This window comes from Klebsiella sp. RCJ4, from assembly GCF_009025755.1.
GTDB classification, from domain to species: domain Bacteria; phylum Pseudomonadota; class Gammaproteobacteria; order Enterobacterales; family Enterobacteriaceae; genus Klebsiella; species Klebsiella michiganensis.
In genome coordinates this window covers 38,712-56,533 of sequence record NZ_WCIN01000013.1, presented here as the reverse complement: position 1 = coordinate 56,533, position 17,822 = coordinate 38,712, and the positions used below count along the sequence as shown (strand labels likewise).

Sequence of the window (17,822 nt, the reverse complement as noted above, 5' to 3'; positions counted from 1 at the left end):
CATTACTGCTGCGGGTTGTTTTGCAGGGTTAACAGCAGGCCGTCGCGACGCATCGTCGCCGCTTCTTCCGGCTGATGCAGGCGGTCAAGAGTATCGGCCAGCCACGCGTAGTCAAACGCATCCGGGCGCTGCTTGAGCGCTGCGCGGAACGCGATGCTAGCTTCCTGCCACTCGCCGTGACGCATGAGCGATTGTCCCAGCGTACTCCACAGCAGCGGACGGTCGCCGACCGTTTTGATCTGCTGGCGCAGCACCTTTTCCAGCTGTTCCGGATTATTCGTTTTCAGCCGCGGGATCGGCATCACCAGACGATCGTCGTAGTGCTTTTTCAGACCTTCGATAATAATCTGCTGCGCGGTATCATGGTCGTCGCTTTCGATAAGGCGATTAGCCATTGCCACCTGTAGCGCCACCTGGCTGCGGGTTTTTCGGTTCTGGCTTTTCCACCAGTCGCGCAGACCTTCGCTGCCGCCGTCGGCCAGCGTTTTATCCATCAGGCCAATCCACGCCAGCTGTTCCAGTTCGGCACAGTGCTCTTCATCGCTGACGTTGGCTTTCGCCATTGATGGAATGATATCCAGCAGCGAATTCCAGGCGCCGGTACGAATGTAGGCCTGCTCGGCGAGGCGCAGGACCTCCGGATGACGCGGCGTGATCTCCAGCAGCTTGTCGATGCCGTGGCGGGCGGCGTGGTTTTCATTACGCGCCAGCTGCAGGCGTACGCGGGTGATTTCGACAGGTATCAGGTCGTCGCCGGCGAGCTCTGTCGCGCGCTCCAGATGCTGGTTGGCGCGGGCTTCATCGCCACGCTGCTGGGCGGCTTCTGCCGCCAGCAGGTAGTTCACAACGGGCTGCTCAGCGTGATCGGCATTTTTCGCCATCAGCTTCTCAACCTGCTGATAATCGCCCTCCGCCAGCTTCAGCAGCGCCTGCTCGGTTTGCTTACGCGCGCGGCGACGCTTGCGGCCCACGAACCAGCCGCGGGTATGTGCGCCAGTGCGGAAAATGCGCCGCAGCAGCCACTCAATGGCAAACAGCACTACCATGGTGAGGATCATGATGATCGCTAACCCGGTGACGCTGGTTTCAATGTTGTAATTATCGGTCTGGATCAGGACGTAGCCCTGATGACCCGCGATCATCGGACCGACCACGATCCCGGCAAGCAGCAGCGCGAAGAGTAAGAGAATTTTCAACATGCGTTACTCTCCTTGTGGCGCAGGCGTTGGCGCGTGGGCAGCAGGTGCCGGCGCGGGAGCCGGGGCGCTGGCCTGGGTTTCAGCCGGCTGCGCCATCAGATTACGTACCCGCGTTTGCATCAGTTTCTCAAGCAGCGCCTGGCTCTGCAGGCTCTCCGGTACGTTCATGGTGATGCTTTGCTGGCTGAGCTTATCCACGTCCTCAAGGAAGGCTTTGGTGGTGGCATCTTCAGTGTCGTAGTAAGCACGAACCCACGTCGAGACGTTATCCAGCGCCTGTTTGTAGGTTTCTTCCTGATGACGCGGAACCGCCTGCGCCGCGACCAGCAGACGGGAGCGGATGTTTTCGCGCAGATAGACGTCCTGGTTTGGCGCCAGCAGCGGCACGGCGGTCTCATCGCGGCGGCGAACGGTAATAAAGCTGTCCATAAAGTTCTGCCAGCTTTTTTGCAGGTTTACCCGCCACTCGCTAATGGAGCTGGATAGCTCATCGCTATCGGAATCCATCGGGGTATCATCGTCGTTGTTGTCCGCCAGGCGTAAATTATCGATCTGGTTGGCGAGCTGGTTCACTTTCAGAATGATGCCGTCGTAGTCGACCTGACTCACGGCGGAAAGCGAAGCAATATCGTCGGTAATGGCGCGACGGGCGGAAATCAGGCTCGGATCGTTCATATCGGCGAGGCTGGCATCGGCGCTTTTCAGCAGCGCGGCGGCGGTCGTCACGTCCTGATCGCTCCACAGCTTACGTCCGGCCAGTTTTACGAGGAAATCAGCCTGCGCGAGCAGCCAGGTTTTTGCATCGCTGCCGGAAATGACCGCGACCTTCTCCTGCACTTCTTCCAGCTTCTTCGCCAGAGAATCCTGCTGACGCTGCGCTTCCGTCAGCTGGTCGGCCTGCTGCTTGATGATGCCTTCAAGCTCGCTTTTTTGGCTCTCCTGCGCTTTTTGCAGCGCGGCGATCTGGCTGGATAGCCCGGCGCTGGCTTCGCTCTGGCGGGTTGCCTGGGTCTTCGTCAGACCATAAAGGCCTACGCCAGCGGCGAGGGCGATAGCGATAGCTATAGCGCTCAGGGCGAGGCTGGTTTTACTGCCGCCGTTTTTCTTTTCGACATTCTTCTCTGGCTGTGGCGTCGTTTCCACGGCCTCCCTGGTCTCTTCAACCACGGCGGATTGATTCTGTTGTTCCGTCATTATGGCTTCCAATGTTGAGAGTTATTGTAATGCGCGTAGCAGCGCATCGTTGTCGGCGCTATCGGCAACCTGGATATCCTGCCAGCCCAATTCCCTGGCCTGCTCGGCCAGACGTTCACTGACAACGAAAATGCGACAGCTCAGGAGCCAACGTTCGCGATACCACTGTGGTATTAGCGTCCAGAGCTGCTGCAGCATCTCGCCGCTGGTGATGACCAGCGTCGAAACCCCGCGAGACTGCCAGCGCATTGCTTCTTCTGCGCCATCGTAGTGCCTTGCACTACGTTGATAACATTCACAAAAAGTGACATCAGCGCCGCGTTCGCGAAGCGTGTCACCGAGTAATTCCCGCCCGCCGTTGCCGCGCAGGATGAGCGCTTTTTTCCCCGCAATGTTTTGTAATTCAGGTAATTGTAGCAAGACTTCGCTGATTTCCCGATCTAACGGGTAGCGAACTTGTCGATTACTGACCTTATGCAGGGCCAGCGCGGTGGTGCGGCCAATGGCAAAATAGTCGGGCGCCGTGGGCCAGCGCAGCCCCTGCTGCTGGAGGCGAGCGTGGGCAAACTCGACGGCATGCTGAGATAGCGCGAAGAGTAAATCGCCTGCGGCGAGGCTTGCCAGCTGGCTGCCCAGCTCAGGGAGCTGACGGCCCGGGGTAAACTCAATGAGCGGAAAGCTCCAGGCCACGCGTCCCAGCGCGCGCAGGCGGCTGACTAACTCTTCGCCTTGCGGCAGCGGACGGGTAACCAGAATGCTCATTGAGGCGCTTCTCCTGCGTAGACGACGGCGAGAATGTCGCGAGCGCCGTTATCCAGAAGTTCTTCGGCAAGGGCGACACCCAGCCTTTCGGCATCTTCCGGGCGACCGCGCCGCTCGCCGCGTACCGTGTGTGAGCCATCCGGCGCGCCAACCAGCGCGCGCAGCCATAGCTCACCGTCGATCAGTTCGGCATAGCTGCCGATAGGCACCTGACAGCCGCCTTCAAGCCGGGTGTTCATCGCCCGTTCAGCGCGGACGCGGATGGCCGTTTCCGTATGATTCAGCGGGGCCAGCAGCGTTTTGGTCCATTCGTCGTCAAGGCGACACTCAATGCCGACCGCGCCCTGGCCGACGGCGGGCAGAGATTGCTCCGGGGACAGCGGTTGACGAATACGCGCCTCAAGGTTCAGGCGCTTAAGTCCTGCGGCGGCCAGAATAATGGCGTCGTACTCGCCGCTATCAAGCTTGCCCAGACGCGTGCCAACGTTGCCGCGCAGGGAGCGGATCGTGAGATCCGGCCGCGCGGCGGCCAGCTGACACTGACGGCGTAAACTTGAGGTGCCAACGATGCTGCCGTGGGGGAGTTCATCAATGGAAGCGTAGTGATTCGAGACAAAGGCGTCGCGCGGATCTTCGCGTTCACAGATGGTCACCAGCCCCAGCCCTTCGGGAAACTCCACCGGCACGTCCTTCATAGAATGGACGGCAATGTCGGCGCGACCTTCCAGCATGGCCAGCTCTAACTCTTTCACAAAGAGGCCCTTACCGCCCACTTTTGCAAGGGGCGTATCAAGGATCACGTCGCCGCGGGTGACCATAGGCACCAGCTCAACGGAAAGCCCCGGATGACAGGACTCCAGGCGCTCTTTCACATAATGTGCCTGCCATAGCGCAAGCGGGCTTTGCCGTGTGGCAATTCTCAAAACTTTGTCTAACATGCTTGTTACCGTCATAGTCGACCACTAACCATCCTAACATTGTTGTCTTAGGGATGTTAGTTTTGTGGGGTTAAGGGTCGCGGCCATTTTTTTAGCCTTTCATGCGTTTGCGGGTTGCCGCAAACGTAGTGAAGAATTTACACGTAGTAAAGGGTGCTACACTTGTATGTAGCTCATCTTTCTTTACGGTCAATCAGCAAGGTGTTAGATTGATCACGTTTTAAACCATTTGTCAGTCAGCAGTTCATCACAACCACACCGACGACGAATGGTGACGGTTTTTGTTGAAATACTGAAACTCTCCGTACTATTGTACGTCGGGTTTTTGAACATCAGGCGATATGTCTTGTACCTCTATATTGAGACACTGAAACAGAGACTGGATGCCATCAACCAATTGCGCGTGGATCGCGCCCTTGCTGCCATGGGACCCGCTTTCCAGCAGGTTTACAGTCTACTGCCGACATTACTACATTATCATCATCCGCTGATGCCGGGTTACCTTGACGGTAACGTTCCCCGTGGCATTTGCCTCTACACGCCTGATGAAACCCAACGTCACTATCTTGATGAACTCGAGCTCAACCGTGGAATGCTGGCCAAAGAGCCGCCGAAAGGCGAGCTGCCGATCACCGGCCTTTACTCTATGGGCAGTACTTCTTCCGTCGGCCAAAGCTGCTCTTCCGACCTGGATATCTGGGTTTGCCACCAATCATGGCTGGATAGCGAAGAGCGCCAGCTGCTGCAGCGCAAATGTAGCCTGCTCGAGAGCTGGGCCGCGTCGCTGGGCGTTGAGGTCAGCTTCTTCCTGATCGACGAAAACCGCTTCCGCCATAACGAAAGCGGCAGCCTGGGCGGTGAAGACTGCGGCTCAACTCAACACATCCTGCTGCTGGATGAGTTTTACCGTACCGCGGTGCGCCTTGCCGGGAAACGTATTCTGTGGAATATGGTGCCGTGCGATGAAGAAGAGCATTACGACGATTACGTGATGAGCCTCTACGCGCAGGGCGTGCTGACGCCGAACGAATGGCTGGATCTCGGCGGCCTGAGTTCCCTCTCGGCAGAAGAGTACTTCGGCGCCAGCCTGTGGCAGCTGTATAAAAGTATCGACTCGCCCTATAAGGCCGTGCTGAAGACGCTGCTGCTGGAAGCGTACTCCTGGGAGTACCCCAACAACCGTCTGCTGGCGAAAGATATCAAGCAGCGCCTGCATGATGGTGAAATTGTATCGTTTGGCCTTGACCCTTACTGCATGATGCTGGAGCGCGTCACGCTCTATCTGCAGGCCATCGAAGATGAAACGCGCCTCGATCTGGTGCGTCGATGTTTCTATTTAAAAGTGTGCGAGAAGCTGAGCCGCGAGCGCGCCTGCGTCGGCTGGCGCCGTGAAGTCGTCAGCCACCTGGTGAAAGAGTGGGGCTGGGATGAAAAGCGTCTGATGATGCTCGATAACCGGGCCAACTGGAAGATTGACGAAGTCCGTAAAGCGCACAACGAACTGCTTGATGCGATGATGCAGAGCTATCGCAACCTGATTCGCTTTGCGCGCCGTAATAACCTGAGCGTTTCCGCCAGCCCGCAGGATATTGGCGTGCTGACGCGTAAGCTGTACGCCGCCTTTGAAGCGCTGCCGGGGAAAGTGACCCTGGTAAACCCGCAAATTTCGCCGGATCTGTCTGAGCCGAATCTGACTTTCATCCACGTGCCGCCGGGCCGTGCCAACCGTACCGGCTGGTATGTCTATAACCGCGCGCCGGACATGGAATCGATCATCAGCCATCAGCCGCTGGAATATAACCGTTATCTTAATAAGCTGGTGGCCTGGGCCTGGTTTAACGGCCTGCTGACGTCACGCACTCGCCTGTTTATTAAGGGCAACGGGATTGTCGATCTGGCGAAACTGCAGGAGATGGTGGCCGATGTGGCGCATCACTTCCCGCTGCGCCTGCCGTCTCCGACGCCGAAAGCGCTGTATAGCCCCTGCGAAATTCGCCACCTGGCGATTATCGTCAACCTCGAATATGACCCGACGGCGGCCTTCCGCAATCAGGTGGTGCATTTCGACTTCCGCAAGCTGGATGTTTTCAGCTTCGGCGAAGAGCAAAAGTGCCTGATTGGCAGCATCGATCTGCTGTACCGCAACTCGTGGAACGAGGTGCGTACGCTGCACTTTAACGGCGAGCAGGCGATGATCGAAGCGCTGAAAACCATTCTTGGCAAGATGCACCAGGACGCCGCGCCGCCGGATAGCGTGGAAGTTTTCTGCTATAGCCAGCATCTGCGCGGCCTGATCCGCACTCGCGTGCAGCAGCTGGTGTCTGAATGCGTTGAGCTGCGTCTTTCCAGCACCCGTCAGGATACCGGCCGTTTTAAAGCGCTACGCGTTTCCGGGCAGACCTGGGGACTCTTCTTCGAGCGTCTTAACGTCTCGGTACAGAAGCTGGAAAACGCCATCGAATTCTACGGCGCGATTTCGCATAACAAACTGCACGGCCTGTCGGTGCAGGTGGAAACCAACCACGTCAGGCTGCCGCAGGTGGTGGATGGTTTTGCCAGCGAAGGGATTATTCAGTTCTTCTTTGAAGATGCGGATAACGATAACGGATTTAACATCTATATCCTTGATGAGAGCAACCGCGCCGAGGTGTATCACCACTGCGAAGGCAGCAAAGAAGAGCTGGTACGCGACGTCAGCCGCTTCTACTCTTCGTCGCATGACCGCTTTACCTACGGCTCCAGCTTTATCAACTTTAACCTGCCGCAGTTTTATCAAATCGTCGACGTCGACGGCCGCGAACAGGTGATCCCGTTCCGCAGCCAGGTGATTGCCGCGGCCACCCTTGCTGCAGGTGAGGATTCCGCGACATCATCGATGTTGCAGCACTACTCATGACCCGCCGCGTAGACCTGTCATTCGGCGCAGGTAAATTTCCCGGGGGCGCTTCGCTTGCCCGGGCTTCGTGGTGATATGGGTTTTGTCGCCCGGATACGGCGTTAGCCGCAATCCGGGGAACTCGAGTCACGCGCGTTTAGCGAAAACTCACCGCTTCACCGGCCTGCGCGGTCGCCGCCTGTTCCAGCAGATCCCAGAAGGTTTCGCCGCTGCGGTCGCATACCCACTCGTCGCCTTTCAGGTCGAAATGGTAGCCGCCTTGTTTTGTCGCCAGCCACACCTGGTGCAGCGGCTCCTGGCGGTTGATAATAATTTTGCTGCCGTTTTCAAAGCTGATAGTCAGCACGCCGCCGTTGATTTCGCAGTCGATATCGCTGTCTCCATCCCAGTCGTCGAGACGCTCTTCGATGGTCATCCACAGGGTATCGGCCAGGCGATGGAATTCACTGTCGTTCATGGTTCTTTCCCGCTTTTTTGATCGTGGCGGCAGTATAGCGCAATCTACGATGACTTCGGCAGATGGCGAAGGCGGATCAGCAGTAGAGACGTCACGATCGCCATCGCCAGCAGCCCGTAACGCGCGCTCAGCATCCGGCTCTGTTGATAATGCTGAAGAAGGCCAGAGAGATCGCCGGGCGCCAGGTTTTGTGTCTGGATAAGCTGATGGAAAGTCCGATCGCTCGTCCAGGGGATAAACGTGAGATGGCCGATGGCCTGTCGGGCGGCCAGGCCCATTGCCGGGTCGTGCTGTACCTGATATTTCATCAGGAAGGTTAACACCGTGAGCATGACGGTACTGATTAACGCCATTCCTAATGCCTGCCCGATATCGCGCGAGGCGGCCTGAACGCCGCCGGACTGTTCGGCGTGCCGATTCCCTGCGCCAGTGGTGACCAGTATCGGGGCATTGGCCGCGATGGTGCCCATCCCCGCGCCGATTAAACAAAGCCCTGACGCCATCAGTACAGGGGTAAACCCCGTTACGTGCAGCGCTGCGGCGGCGACCAGAGCGCCGGCGATTCCCGCCGTCAGCCCCATCTGGCACTGGCGGCGAGGGTTTCGCTGCTGAATAAACAGCGGCAGGCCCAGCGAACAGGCGGCGAGACATATCGCAAAAGGGAGTATCAGCAGCCCTGTTTCCATCGCCGATACGCTTTTAACAATCTGCGCAAAACTCACCACGGTAAAAATAGCCGAACTGTAGGCAAAAAATATCCAACCGGTGAGATAGAGCCCGTGGCGCACCAGGCGGGTTTTCTGGAAAACCGCGGGGAGCAGAGCGTGGCCGGTGGTGGCTTCAAAATGACGTTCCCAGCGCAGCATCATCATCAGCACCATCAGGCCGCAGAGAATAACGAAAGGGGCGGGGCTCAGGCCGAGAACGCTCACTGCCGGGTCGAAGGGCATAACCAGCCCCCAGACCGGGATGCGCAGAATACCGAAAATCGTCAGGAACAGCCCCAGGGTGCCTAACAGAAAGCCCGGGGTATCGAAGGCGATAGCGGCGCGTTTGTTTTCTGATGCCGGGATGATGACGGAGCAGAGCAGGATAAGCAGCGCCAGCAGGCCAAGCGAGGCAAACGCGATGCGCCAGCCGACGTGGTCCAGCAAATATCCGCATACAATTGGACCACAGGCGAATGAAATGCCGCTGGAGGCACCCAGCGCGCCAAAGGCGGCAACCCGTCGTCGCTGCTGATACAGGGCAGAGATCAGGCCAAAAACGGCGGGGATCATCAGGCTACCGCCTATCCCGGCGGTCAGACGCGCGCCCCAGGTAAAGAGCGCGATCGATGGCGAAAAAAAGGCGCAGGCTTCGGCGAGGATAAAAATCAGGCAGCCGATGCGAAACAGCATCCGCCAACCCCAGATACACCCCAGCATTCCGCCTGCCACCATAAACGTGCCCGCAACCAACGGATACATGGTATTCGCTGTACTGACCTGCCCAAGCGTGGCGTGCAGATCGTTCATTAGCGCCTGCGTGGCGATACTTAACGTCACGTTATCGGCGGAAGCCAGAAACTGTGCGCAGCATAAGACAACCAAAGGTAACCAGTTTGTCGGTGTAGGGTTGGTGGTCACAGCGTGTTCCTTTTTGATAGAAACGACAAAACGCGCCCTTCCTCGCGGGAGGGGCGCGTTATTGTTAGTTATCTTTCGATCTTAACTCAGATTTTCGACTTCTTCGCACGCGGCTCTTCTCCTGCTGCGTCATCAGAACCCCTGGCGCGGACGGGAAGATTGCGCGTCCCGAATAAAAACAGCAGCGTCATGACCGCGGTGGCGACCATCCCCGCTCGCGTGGCTTTCAGGCGGGCGGTTTTATAGACCTGGTTGAGTTCCGTTACATCCTTCTGATTCACGCCCTGGTCCAGCATCAGCGTTGAGAAACCCGTATCGCTGAGATAAGGAATAACGGAAAGATTTGCCACCTTCTGCTGTGTATCCTGGCTTAGCGAAGCGTCGTGGCTGGCCATATCCTGTACCGTCATGGTGACCGCCGTCAGCATCACCATACCGCAAACCGCCACGCCGATTGCCTGGCCGACGTTACGCGAAGTCGCCTGCACGCCGCCGGACTGCTGCGCATCGCGCGCCGGCAGGGCGCTGGTAACAATATAGCTGGAATAGGCGGAAACGATGCCCATACTGATGCCAATCAGACACATCCCTACCGGCACGATCATGCTGAAATCGGACGGGCCGAAGCCGAAGATGCACAACACGGAGCCCAGCGTGCCGATGAGCAGCGCGCTCTGGCACATCCGTTTCGGATTCGCGTTTTTCCAGACGATCGGCAGCCCCAGCGAAAAGACCACGACGCCCAGCGCAAACGGCAGAATGAGCAAGCCGGTTTCAATACCGTTCAGCCCGGCAACCACCTGTACAAAGCTCACGGTCACAAAAATACCGGAACCGTAGGCGAGGAAGATAAACGCCGTCAGATAGAGACCGTTACGCACCTGCGGCGTTGCGAGGAACGACAGCGGGATCAGCGCGCTGCCGGTGGTGGCTTCGCGATGGCGCTCCCACTTCAGCATAATCGCCAGCACGATCAGGCCAAACAGGACGAGGAACGGCGCCGGGCTAAGACCCATGACGGTGAACGGCGCGTTAAACGGCGTAAACAGACCCCAGCTCGAGACTTTCAGGAAGCCGAGGATCACGCTGAACAGGCCGATAACGGTCAGGACGACGCCCGGCAGATCGAACACCACTTTGCGTTCAGGTTTTGCCGGCGTAGGGACGAGGAAAGAGCCGCTGAAGATCACGATGCACAGGCCGGCGATAGCGGCAAACGCGGCGCGCCAGCCGAGGTGGTCAACCAGCAGGCCGCAAATCAACGGACCGGCGGCGAAGGAGACGCCGCTTGCCGCGCCGATCGCGCCAAAGGCGATCGCCTGCTGGCGGCCTTTATAGTTACTGGCGATAAGCCCCAGCACCGAAGGGATCATAAAGCTTCCGCCAATACCGGAAAGCAGACGGGCGCCGTAGGTGAAGACCAGCATGTTCGGTGAGAAATAAGCGGTCAGCTCGGCAAGAAACAGCAGCGCGCAGCCGATGCGGAAGGTTTTCTTCCAGCCGACGATAAGCCCGGCCATCCCGGCGGCGACCATCAGAGAGCCCGCGGCCAGCGAATACATCGCGTTGGCGATGCTGATGAGATCCATTGACGCGTGCAGGTCTTTGACCAGCGCGCCGGTAGCGATGCTCAGCGTGGCATTATCGCCGGATGTCGAAAGCTGAGCGAGGCACAGTACCAGCAGCGGCAACCATTTCATCGCCGTATCGGCGGCCGCGTTGCGCGACATGCCGGGAGAGTTAATTACTGAATTTGTCGTCATGATCGTGTTCTGTGGTTAATTTCAGGCAATCTACACATCATCCTTCAAGCTGCCTCTGTGCTGGCTGCCTGCGTTCACCCCGGTCGCTTACTGTAGTAAGTGACCGGGGATTCTCTCAGGTGCCGCCTTGATGCAACGTGAATGATTTTGTGCAATAGCTATCCGCCCGACGCCGCCGCCGGGTGGATAATGTTCGCAACAGGATTACTGGATTTGCTGTTTCTTACCGCCCAGCACGGTGCCCCAGACCTTCACATCTTTAAGCTGAACCGGCTCGATGGCCTGCGGATCGTCTTCCAGCACGGTGAAGTCGGCATATTTACCGCATTCGATGCTGCCGATCAGATGGTCCATTTTCATGGTCCATGCCGCGCCGAGGGTCATCGCGTGCAGTGCGTGATCGACGGAGATTTTTTCCGCTTCGCCCAGTACGCGCCCGGATGCCGTCAGGCGGTTCACCGCGCACCAGCCGGTGAACAGCGGGTTGATGGGGGTGATGCCGCAATCGCTGTGGAAGGCGAAAGGAATACCGTGGCGCACCGCGCTGCCGCAGGCGTCCATACGCATTGCGCGCTCCGGGCCCATGGTTTTGCTGTAGTGCTGATCGCCCCAGTAATAGACGTGGTTGCTGAAAAAGTTCACGCCCATACCCATCTCTTTGATGCGTTTGAACTGATCTTCACGCAGCATCTGCGCGTGCTGCATCACCGCGCGGTGGTTCACTGCCGGAATACGATTCAGGGTTTTCTCGACGGCTTTAATGAACGCTTCCGAGGCCTCGTCGCCGTTACAGTGGCAGTGAACCTGGTAGCCGCGGGACATGATGTCGTAGACCTGCTGCTCCACTTCTTCCGGCGTGGCGTTCCACGCGCCGTTGTGGCCATCCAGATAATAGAAGGGCTCCAGCATCCGTCCTGACCCACCCTGGATAGAGCCGTCGAGGAAGATTTTCATCGGGCCGAAGTGCATTTTTTCGTGCCCGTGACGCATAACGTCCGGGGCGAAATCCAGCGCTTCCTGGAAGGGTTTTTTGACGAAAGGAGGACCGTAGGCCACCAGCAGACGAATCGGGAAGTCCTCTTCACGGGTCATGCGGATGTAGTTGGTCATCAGCTCGGGATTGCTGAAATCGGTCAGACCCATATCGGCTGCGCTGGTGCAGCCTGCGCGAAATGCTTCCTGGCCGAAATTGGCGATGGCGATTTCGGTGGTGAGTTCGTCCCAGAAACCATATTTATTCAGGATTGGCCCCATGGCGGCGAACTCCACCAGCTCGCCGTGCAGCGTACCGTCCTGATTTTTCACCACGCCTTCAATCTGGCAGTCGTCAAATATTCCGCAGTCGTGCAGCGCGGCGGTATTGGCGCCCATCAGGTGGATGCTCATATGGATAACCGCGACCGGACGGGTGGTTGAGACGCGGTCCAGATGTTCGCGACCCAGCTTTTCGCTGCCGAAATAAATGGGATCAACGCCCCATGCGATCAGCGGCGCGTGCGGATCGGTCATCTCACGTTCCACCGCCTGCAGCGCGCTGACGACGTCGTCAAAAGAGCGGCAGCCTTTCCAGACTTTACCGGTATGGTCCGGGCGATCGTAGTAACCCACATAGGGGAATTGCCACATACCGCCGCCGGTGACGTGCGAGTGGGCTTCAATCAGGCCGGGCATTAACACTTTATCGGCAAAGGTCTCGTCCAGCTGGTATTCGCCAAAGCCGGTGAGTTCTTCAAGCGTGCCGGTGCCTAAAATACGGTCGCCGCGCACCGCGACATGGGTGGTCTCCGGGCGGTTCGGGCACATCGTAATGATTTTTTTAGCGGCAAAAATCGTGATTTCTGATGCTGACATAGTAGGCTCAATCATTGAGGGTTCAGAGAGCGATGAAAGGCGTCGCTTTCATCATGAGTATTAATGCGCCTATGCTAATTGTCATATTGGATGTATAACAGGACCAAAAACCCACGATATTAAGGTGCCAATTTGTCGGTTGCTCTGCCTTTTGATTTAACGGGAATAAAGCTGGATGCTGGCAGAAAGCGTAGCGAGCAGCTTTATCGCGCCCTGAGAGAGAAGATGGTGAATACGCCCGGTCTTCACGGGGCTAAACTACCCGCGACGCGTGAGCTGGCGCGGCTGCTGGGGGTTTCTCGCAATACGGTGGTCTCGGTCTACGAGCGTTTATATGCCGACGATTTGATTGAAACCCGACAGGGCGACGGCACCTATATACGTTATCGCGGGCAGGAGGTTGACGAAGGCCCCGACGTCCCTGAAATTCCTGCCTTACGCGTCGACTCGCGCCTGCCGCTGACGGCGCGGTTTAATCGCCATTTTGTGCACGATGGCCCGCCGAAGGCTTTTCGCATCGGCATGCCCGCGATTGACCATTTCCCGTTTGATACCTGGTCGCGCCTGCAAAACCGCTTCTGGCGGCGGCGACCCATTGCGCAAATGGGTTACGGCGTTCCGGCGGGCGATTTACAGCTGCGCGAGCTTATCGCCAGCTATCTGCATACCTCGCGCGGCCTGAAGTGCGATCCGGCTCAGGTGATTATTACCCTTGGCGCACAACAGGCGATAATGCTCTGTTCCGCGCTGCTGCTGCGCGTCGGGCAGGACGTCATTATGGAAAACCCCTGCCACTGGGCGGCGGCGGGCGTATTCTCCTGCCTTGGTTTGAATATTAAAGCGATTAACGTTGATGATGAGGGGCTTCAGACGGCGCAGTTGACGGATTATCCCGACGCCCGGATGGTCTACGTGAGCCCGTCATGCCAGTACCCGACGGGCGCGACGCTCTCGCTATCGCGGCGGATGACGCTGCTGGAGTGGGCCAGAAAGCATCAGGCGTGGATTATGGAGGATGATTACGACGGCGAGTATCGCTATAACGGCACGCCGCTGATGCCGCTCGCCGCGCTGGATAACCGCCATCGGGTGATTTATATCGGTTCGTTTTCCAAAGTGATGTATCCCGCGCTACGCCTGGGCTACATGGTGGTTCCGCAACAGCTGGTGGAACCGCTGAACCTGCTGCGTATGCTATCCACCCGCCAGCCGCCAATGAACGACCAGCAGGTGATGGCGAGCTTTATTTCGGAGGGTCATTTCCAGCCCCATATCCGGCGAATGCGCAGAATCAGTAAAAGCCGTCGCGATCTGCTGCTGGCCGAGTGGAATCAGCATCTGAGCCCTATTGGCGTGATGCCGGAAGTGGCCTCGGGGTTACATGCGGCGATTACGCTGGATGATGCTGAAACAGAAACCCGTCTCGTTAGCCAGGCCCAGGCGGCAGGCGTGGAAATTACGCCGCTGAGCGCATTGTGGATCCCCGGTACGCCTGAAAGCCGCCATCATTACGGCGTGGTGCTGGGATTTGCCGGCGTGATGGAAGCGGATATTGTGCAGTCGATACAGGCGCTAAAAAAATGCTGGCAGTGACCCTGCTAAAATAAATACTCAGCGTATATCTACCAACGCGTTTGCGCTGTAACCCTGGTGGAAAGCCGCTTTTCAGATGTCATAAAGCTGCCCTAAACGCTTGCTTTTACGTCTTCTCCTGCGATGATAGAAAACAGAAAGAATGAATTACGGGCTACTATCCATGAAAAACGTTTTCCCAGCGCTTGCCGTTTTATTTGCGGTCCTCAGCCTCACAGGCTGTGGTCTGAAAGGGCCGCTCTATTTCCCGCCAGCGGATAAAACGGCGCCTCCGCCGACTAAACCGGTTGATAGCGGTATCCAGAGCTCTACGCCGGATCGTAACGATCGCGGTGATAGCGGTGGTCCGACCCAGGTGAATTACTGACAGTTCCGCGCTGCTGGAGTAGATGATGCAGTTCTCTAAAATGCATGGCCTTGGCAATGACTTTATGGTTGTTGACGCGGTAACTCAGAATGTTTTTTTCTCACCGGAACTGATTCGTCGTCTGGCGGATCGGCATCTTGGCGTGGGCTTCGATCAGCTGCTGGTGGTTGAGCCGCCCTACGATCCGGAGCTCGACTTCCACTATCGCATCTTCAATGCCGACGGTAGCGAGGTGGCGCAATGCGGCAACGGCGCGCGCTGTTTCGCCCGCTTTGTGCGCCTGAAAGGCCTGACCAATAAACGTGACATCCGCGTCAGTACCTCGAACGGCCGTATGGTATTAAGCGTAACGGAAGACGATCTGGTGCGCGTGAATATGGGTGAGCCAAACTTCGAACCGTCGCAGGTGCCGTTCCGCGCCAACAAAGCGGAAAAGACCTATATCATGCGCGCCGCTGAACAGACAGTATTGTGCGGCGTGGTGTCCATGGGCAACCCGCACTGCGTTATCCAGGTCGATGATGTGGAAACCGCGACGGTGGAAACGCTCGGCCCGGTGATGGAAAACCACGAGCGCTTCCCGGAGCGGGCGAACATCGGCTTTATGCAGGTGGTCAGCCGCTCCCATATTCGCCTGCGCGTGTATGAACGCGGCGCGGGTGAAACGCAGGCCTGCGGTAGCGGCGCCTGCGCGGCGGCGGCAGTCGGTATCCAGCAGGGGTTACTGGGCGAGGAGGTCCGCGTGGAATTACCCGGCGGGCGTCTTGATATCGCCTGGAAAGGTCCGGGCCAACCGCTGTATATGACTGGCCCGGCGGCACATGTCTATGACGGATTTATTCATTTATGAAACAAGTCGGGGAAGAACAGCAGGAACTCGCCAGCGAGCTGAACGATCGCGCAGTGGTGGACTATCTGTTGCAACATCCTGAATTCTTTATTCGTAATGCGGCGCTGGTGGAGCATATGTCGGTGCCGCATCCGGTACGTGGTTCGGTCTCGCTGGTGGAATGGCACATGGCGCGGGCGCGGAACCATATCAACGTGCTGGAAGAGAATATGACGCTGCTGATGGCCCAGGCGACGGCTAACGAAAGCCTGTTTCAGCGCCTGTTTGATCTCCAGACGCGGCTGGCGGCGGCCGATAGCCTTGATGAAATGCTGAACCGCTTTCATCGCTGGGCGCGCGAGCTGGGCCTGGCGGGCGCCACGGTGCGCCTGTTTCCCGACAGCTGGCGGCTCGGCGCGCCATCCAAATTCACTCATCTGGCGATAAGCCGTCAGGCGTTTGAGCCGATTCGCATTCAGCGTCTTGGGCAACAGCGCCATTATCTTGGCCCATTAAACGGCCCGGAACTGCTGGTGGTGCTGCCGGAAGCAAAAGCCGTGGGTTCGGTGGCGATGTCGCTGCTGGGGGGAGATGAAGCGCCCGGCGTGATGCTGTTCAGCAGTCGCGACCCTCAGCACTATCAGCAAGGTCAGGGAACGCAGCTTTTGCATGAAATTGCGTCGATGCTCCCGGGGTTGCTGGAGCGCTGGATCGAGCGCGCATGACCGACTCGCCGCTGTTTACGCCCGTAGAACGCTTTTTACGCTATCTCGGCGTGGAGCGTCAGCTGAGCCCGATAACGCTGCTGAACTACCGCCGCCAGCTTGAGACGCTTATCGCGCTGGCGGATAGCGCCGGGCTGAAAAGCTGGCAGCAGTGCGATGCTGCCCAGGTCCGTAGCCTGGCGGTGCGCAGCCGTCGCCAGGGGCTGGGGCCAGCCAGCCTGGCTTTACGTCTCTCCGCCTTACGCAGCTTCTTTGACTGGCTGGTGAGCCAGGGCGAACTGGCCGCTAATCCGGCGAAGGGGATTTCGGCGCCGAAAACACCGCGCCATTTACCAAAAAATATCGACGTCGACGACGTTAACCGACTGCTGGATATCGATCTTAACGATCCGCTGGCGGTACGCGACCGGGCGATGCTGGAAGTGATGTACGGCGCGGGACTGCGTCTCTCGGAGCTGGTGAATCTCGACATTAAGCACCTCGATCTGGAATCCGGCGAGGTGTGGGTGATGGGCAAAGGCAGCAAAGAGCGCCGCCTGCCGATTGGCCGCAACGCGGTGGTGTGGATTGAGCACTGGCTCGACCTGCGCGGCCTGTTCGGCGCTGATGAAGACGCCCTGTTCTTATCAAAGCTGGGTAAGCGAATTTCCGCGCGTAACGTGCAAAAGCGCTTTGCCGAATGGGGCATTAAGCAGGGCCTCAACAGCCACGTGCATCCGCATAAGCTGCGCCACTCTTTCGCGACCCATATGCTGGAGTCGAGCGGCGATCTGCGCGGGGTGCAGGAGCTGCTGGGTCATGCGAATCTGTCCACCACTCAAATTTATACCCATCTTGATTTTCAACACCTTGCGTCGGTGTACGATGCGGCGCATCCGCGCGCCAAACGGGGGAAATAATGCGTTTTTACCGACCTCTGGGCCAGATTTCAGCACTGACATTTGACCTGGACGATACCCTTTATGACAACCGTCCGGTGATTGACCGAACGCTGCATGAGTCGCTGAGCTTTGTGCGCAGCTACCACCCGTCGCTGAGTCAATTTGACGCCAGCGAACTCAACCGGCTGCGCCAGACGCTGCTGGCGTCAGAGCCGGAAATTTACCACGATGTCACCGAGTGGCGCCGCCGCGCGCTGGAGCTGGGGATGATCAACGCCGGGCTTTCTGCGGCGCTGGCGAAAACGGGGGCCGAGGAAGCGATGGCGAACTTCGCCCACTGGCGCAGCCTGATCGATGTCCCGCAGGAGACGCACGATACGCTGGCGCAGCTGGCGGAAAAGTGGCCGCTGGTGGCCATTACCAATGGTAATGCCCAGCCGGAGCTTTTTGGCCTGAGCGACTACTTCCGCTTCGTGCTGCGCGCCGGTCCGGACGGGCGCTCTAAGCCTTTTGCCGATATGTATCATCTCGCAGCCGAGCGGCTGGCGCTGCCGCTGGGGCAGATTCTGCACGTCGGGGACGATCTGACGACCGACGTGGCGGGCTCCATTCGCTGCGGCATGCAGGCCTGTTGGATCAAACCGCAGGGCGCAGACCTGATGCGCACCGCCGACAGCCGCCTGTTACCGCACATCGAAATTTCACGGTTGGCATCTCTGACCTCGCTGATATAATCGTC

General features: G+C 58.2%; 15 protein-coding genes. 7 read left to right on the top strand and 8 right to left on the bottom strand.

Annotated features, from left to right (window positions below):
* Window positions 1-2: 2 nt before the first annotated feature.
* From hemY to hemC, 4 genes are read right to left on the bottom strand one after another with little or no spacing between them, the layout of a single operon-like run.
* Window positions 3-1,199 carry a protoheme IX biogenesis protein HemY gene (gene hemY / locus F8562_RS04840; protein WP_014837075.1) on the bottom strand — a complete coding sequence of 399 codons (1,197 nt, stop codon included), beginning with the start codon at window positions 1,197-1,199 and terminating at the stop codon, window positions 3-5.
* A gap of 3 nt (window positions 1,200-1,202) precedes the next feature.
* A complete protein-coding gene (hemX, locus tag F8562_RS04835) occupies window positions 1,203-2,393 on the bottom strand; it encodes a uroporphyrinogen-III C-methyltransferase (protein ID WP_004097536.1) in 1,191 nt (396 codons plus the stop codon).
* A 21-nt stretch (window positions 2,394-2,414) separates the two neighbouring features.
* Window positions 2,415-3,155, bottom strand: a complete 741-nt coding sequence (gene hemD / locus F8562_RS04830; RefSeq protein WP_014837076.1) for a uroporphyrinogen-III synthase — start codon at window positions 3,153-3,155, stop codon at window positions 2,415-2,417.
* Window positions 3,152-4,093, bottom strand: a complete 942-nt coding sequence (gene hemC, locus F8562_RS04825; RefSeq protein ID WP_032693764.1) for a hydroxymethylbilane synthase — start codon at window positions 4,091-4,093, stop codon at window positions 3,152-3,154. Before hemC ends, hemD begins: the two co-directional genes overlap by 4 nt.
* A gap of 346 nt (window positions 4,094-4,439) precedes the next feature.
* Between hemC and cyaA the strand changes: the two genes are divergently transcribed.
* Window positions 4,440-6,989, top strand: coding sequence for a class I adenylate cyclase (cyaA, locus tag F8562_RS04820; RefSeq protein ID WP_009651720.1), 2,550 nt, complete (start codon window positions 4,440-4,442; stop codon window positions 6,987-6,989).
* Window positions 6,990-7,125: 136 nt separating this feature from the next.
* On the opposite strand, the gene cyaY is transcribed toward cyaA, so the two are convergent.
* The 4 genes from cyaY to F8562_RS04800 form a co-directional block, all read right to left on the bottom strand.
* On the bottom strand, window positions 7,126-7,446 hold the full coding sequence (cyaY, locus tag F8562_RS04815; RefSeq protein WP_004097546.1) for an iron donor protein CyaY: 321 nt from the start codon (window positions 7,444-7,446) through the stop codon (window positions 7,126-7,128).
* A 44-nt stretch (window positions 7,447-7,490) separates the two neighbouring features.
* Window positions 7,491-9,074 (bottom strand): MFS transporter, encoded by a 1,584-nt coding sequence (locus tag F8562_RS04810; RefSeq protein ID WP_014837078.1) that lies wholly within the window; start codon window positions 9,072-9,074, stop codon window positions 7,491-7,493.
* 86 nt (window positions 9,075-9,160) lie between these two features.
* The gene (locus F8562_RS04805; RefSeq protein WP_049069449.1) at window positions 9,161-10,837 is read right to left on the bottom strand and encodes an MFS transporter; all 1,677 of its coding nucleotides are present in this window, start codon (window positions 10,835-10,837) and stop codon (window positions 9,161-9,163) included.
* Between the two features lie 204 nt (window positions 10,838-11,041).
* Window positions 11,042-12,688: an amidohydrolase gene (locus F8562_RS04800; RefSeq protein ID WP_014837080.1), complete on the bottom strand. Its 1,647-nt coding sequence runs from the start codon at window positions 12,686-12,688 to the stop codon at window positions 11,042-11,044.
* Window positions 12,689-12,820: 132 nt separating this feature from the next.
* On the opposite strand from F8562_RS04800, the gene F8562_RS04795 reads away from it, so the two are divergent.
* The 6 genes from F8562_RS04795 (at window position 12,821) to yigB (ending at window position 17,817) form a co-directional block, all read left to right on the top strand.
* Complete coding sequence (locus F8562_RS04795) at window positions 12,821-14,281, top strand: PLP-dependent aminotransferase family protein (RefSeq protein WP_151891889.1); 1,461 nt, start codon at window positions 12,821-12,823, stop codon at window positions 14,279-14,281.
* A gap of 163 nt (window positions 14,282-14,444) precedes the next feature.
* Complete coding sequence (gene lptM / locus F8562_RS04790) at window positions 14,445-14,648, top strand: LPS translocon maturation chaperone LptM (RefSeq protein WP_009651708.1); 204 nt, start codon at window positions 14,445-14,447, stop codon at window positions 14,646-14,648.
* Between the two features lie 25 nt (window positions 14,649-14,673).
* A complete protein-coding gene (gene dapF, locus F8562_RS04785; RefSeq protein WP_004127458.1) occupies window positions 14,674-15,498 on the top strand; it encodes a diaminopimelate epimerase in 825 nt (274 codons plus the stop codon).
* Window positions 15,495-16,202 (top strand): DUF484 domain-containing protein, encoded by a 708-nt coding sequence (locus F8562_RS04780; protein ID WP_004097556.1) that lies wholly within the window; start codon window positions 15,495-15,497, stop codon window positions 16,200-16,202. The genes dapF and F8562_RS04780 overlap by 4 nt, the downstream gene beginning before the upstream one ends.
* The gene (gene xerC / locus F8562_RS04775) at window positions 16,199-17,101 is read left to right on the top strand and encodes a tyrosine recombinase XerC (RefSeq protein WP_009651718.1); all 903 of its coding nucleotides are present in this window, start codon (window positions 16,199-16,201) and stop codon (window positions 17,099-17,101) included. The genes F8562_RS04780 and xerC overlap by 4 nt, the downstream gene beginning before the upstream one ends.
* Window positions 17,101-17,817: a 5-amino-6-(5-phospho-D-ribitylamino)uracil phosphatase YigB gene (yigB, locus tag F8562_RS04770; RefSeq protein WP_014227468.1), complete on the top strand. Its 717-nt coding sequence runs from the start codon at window positions 17,101-17,103 to the stop codon at window positions 17,815-17,817. The genes xerC and yigB overlap by 1 nt, the downstream gene beginning before the upstream one ends.
* Window positions 17,818-17,822 lie beyond the last annotated feature (5 nt).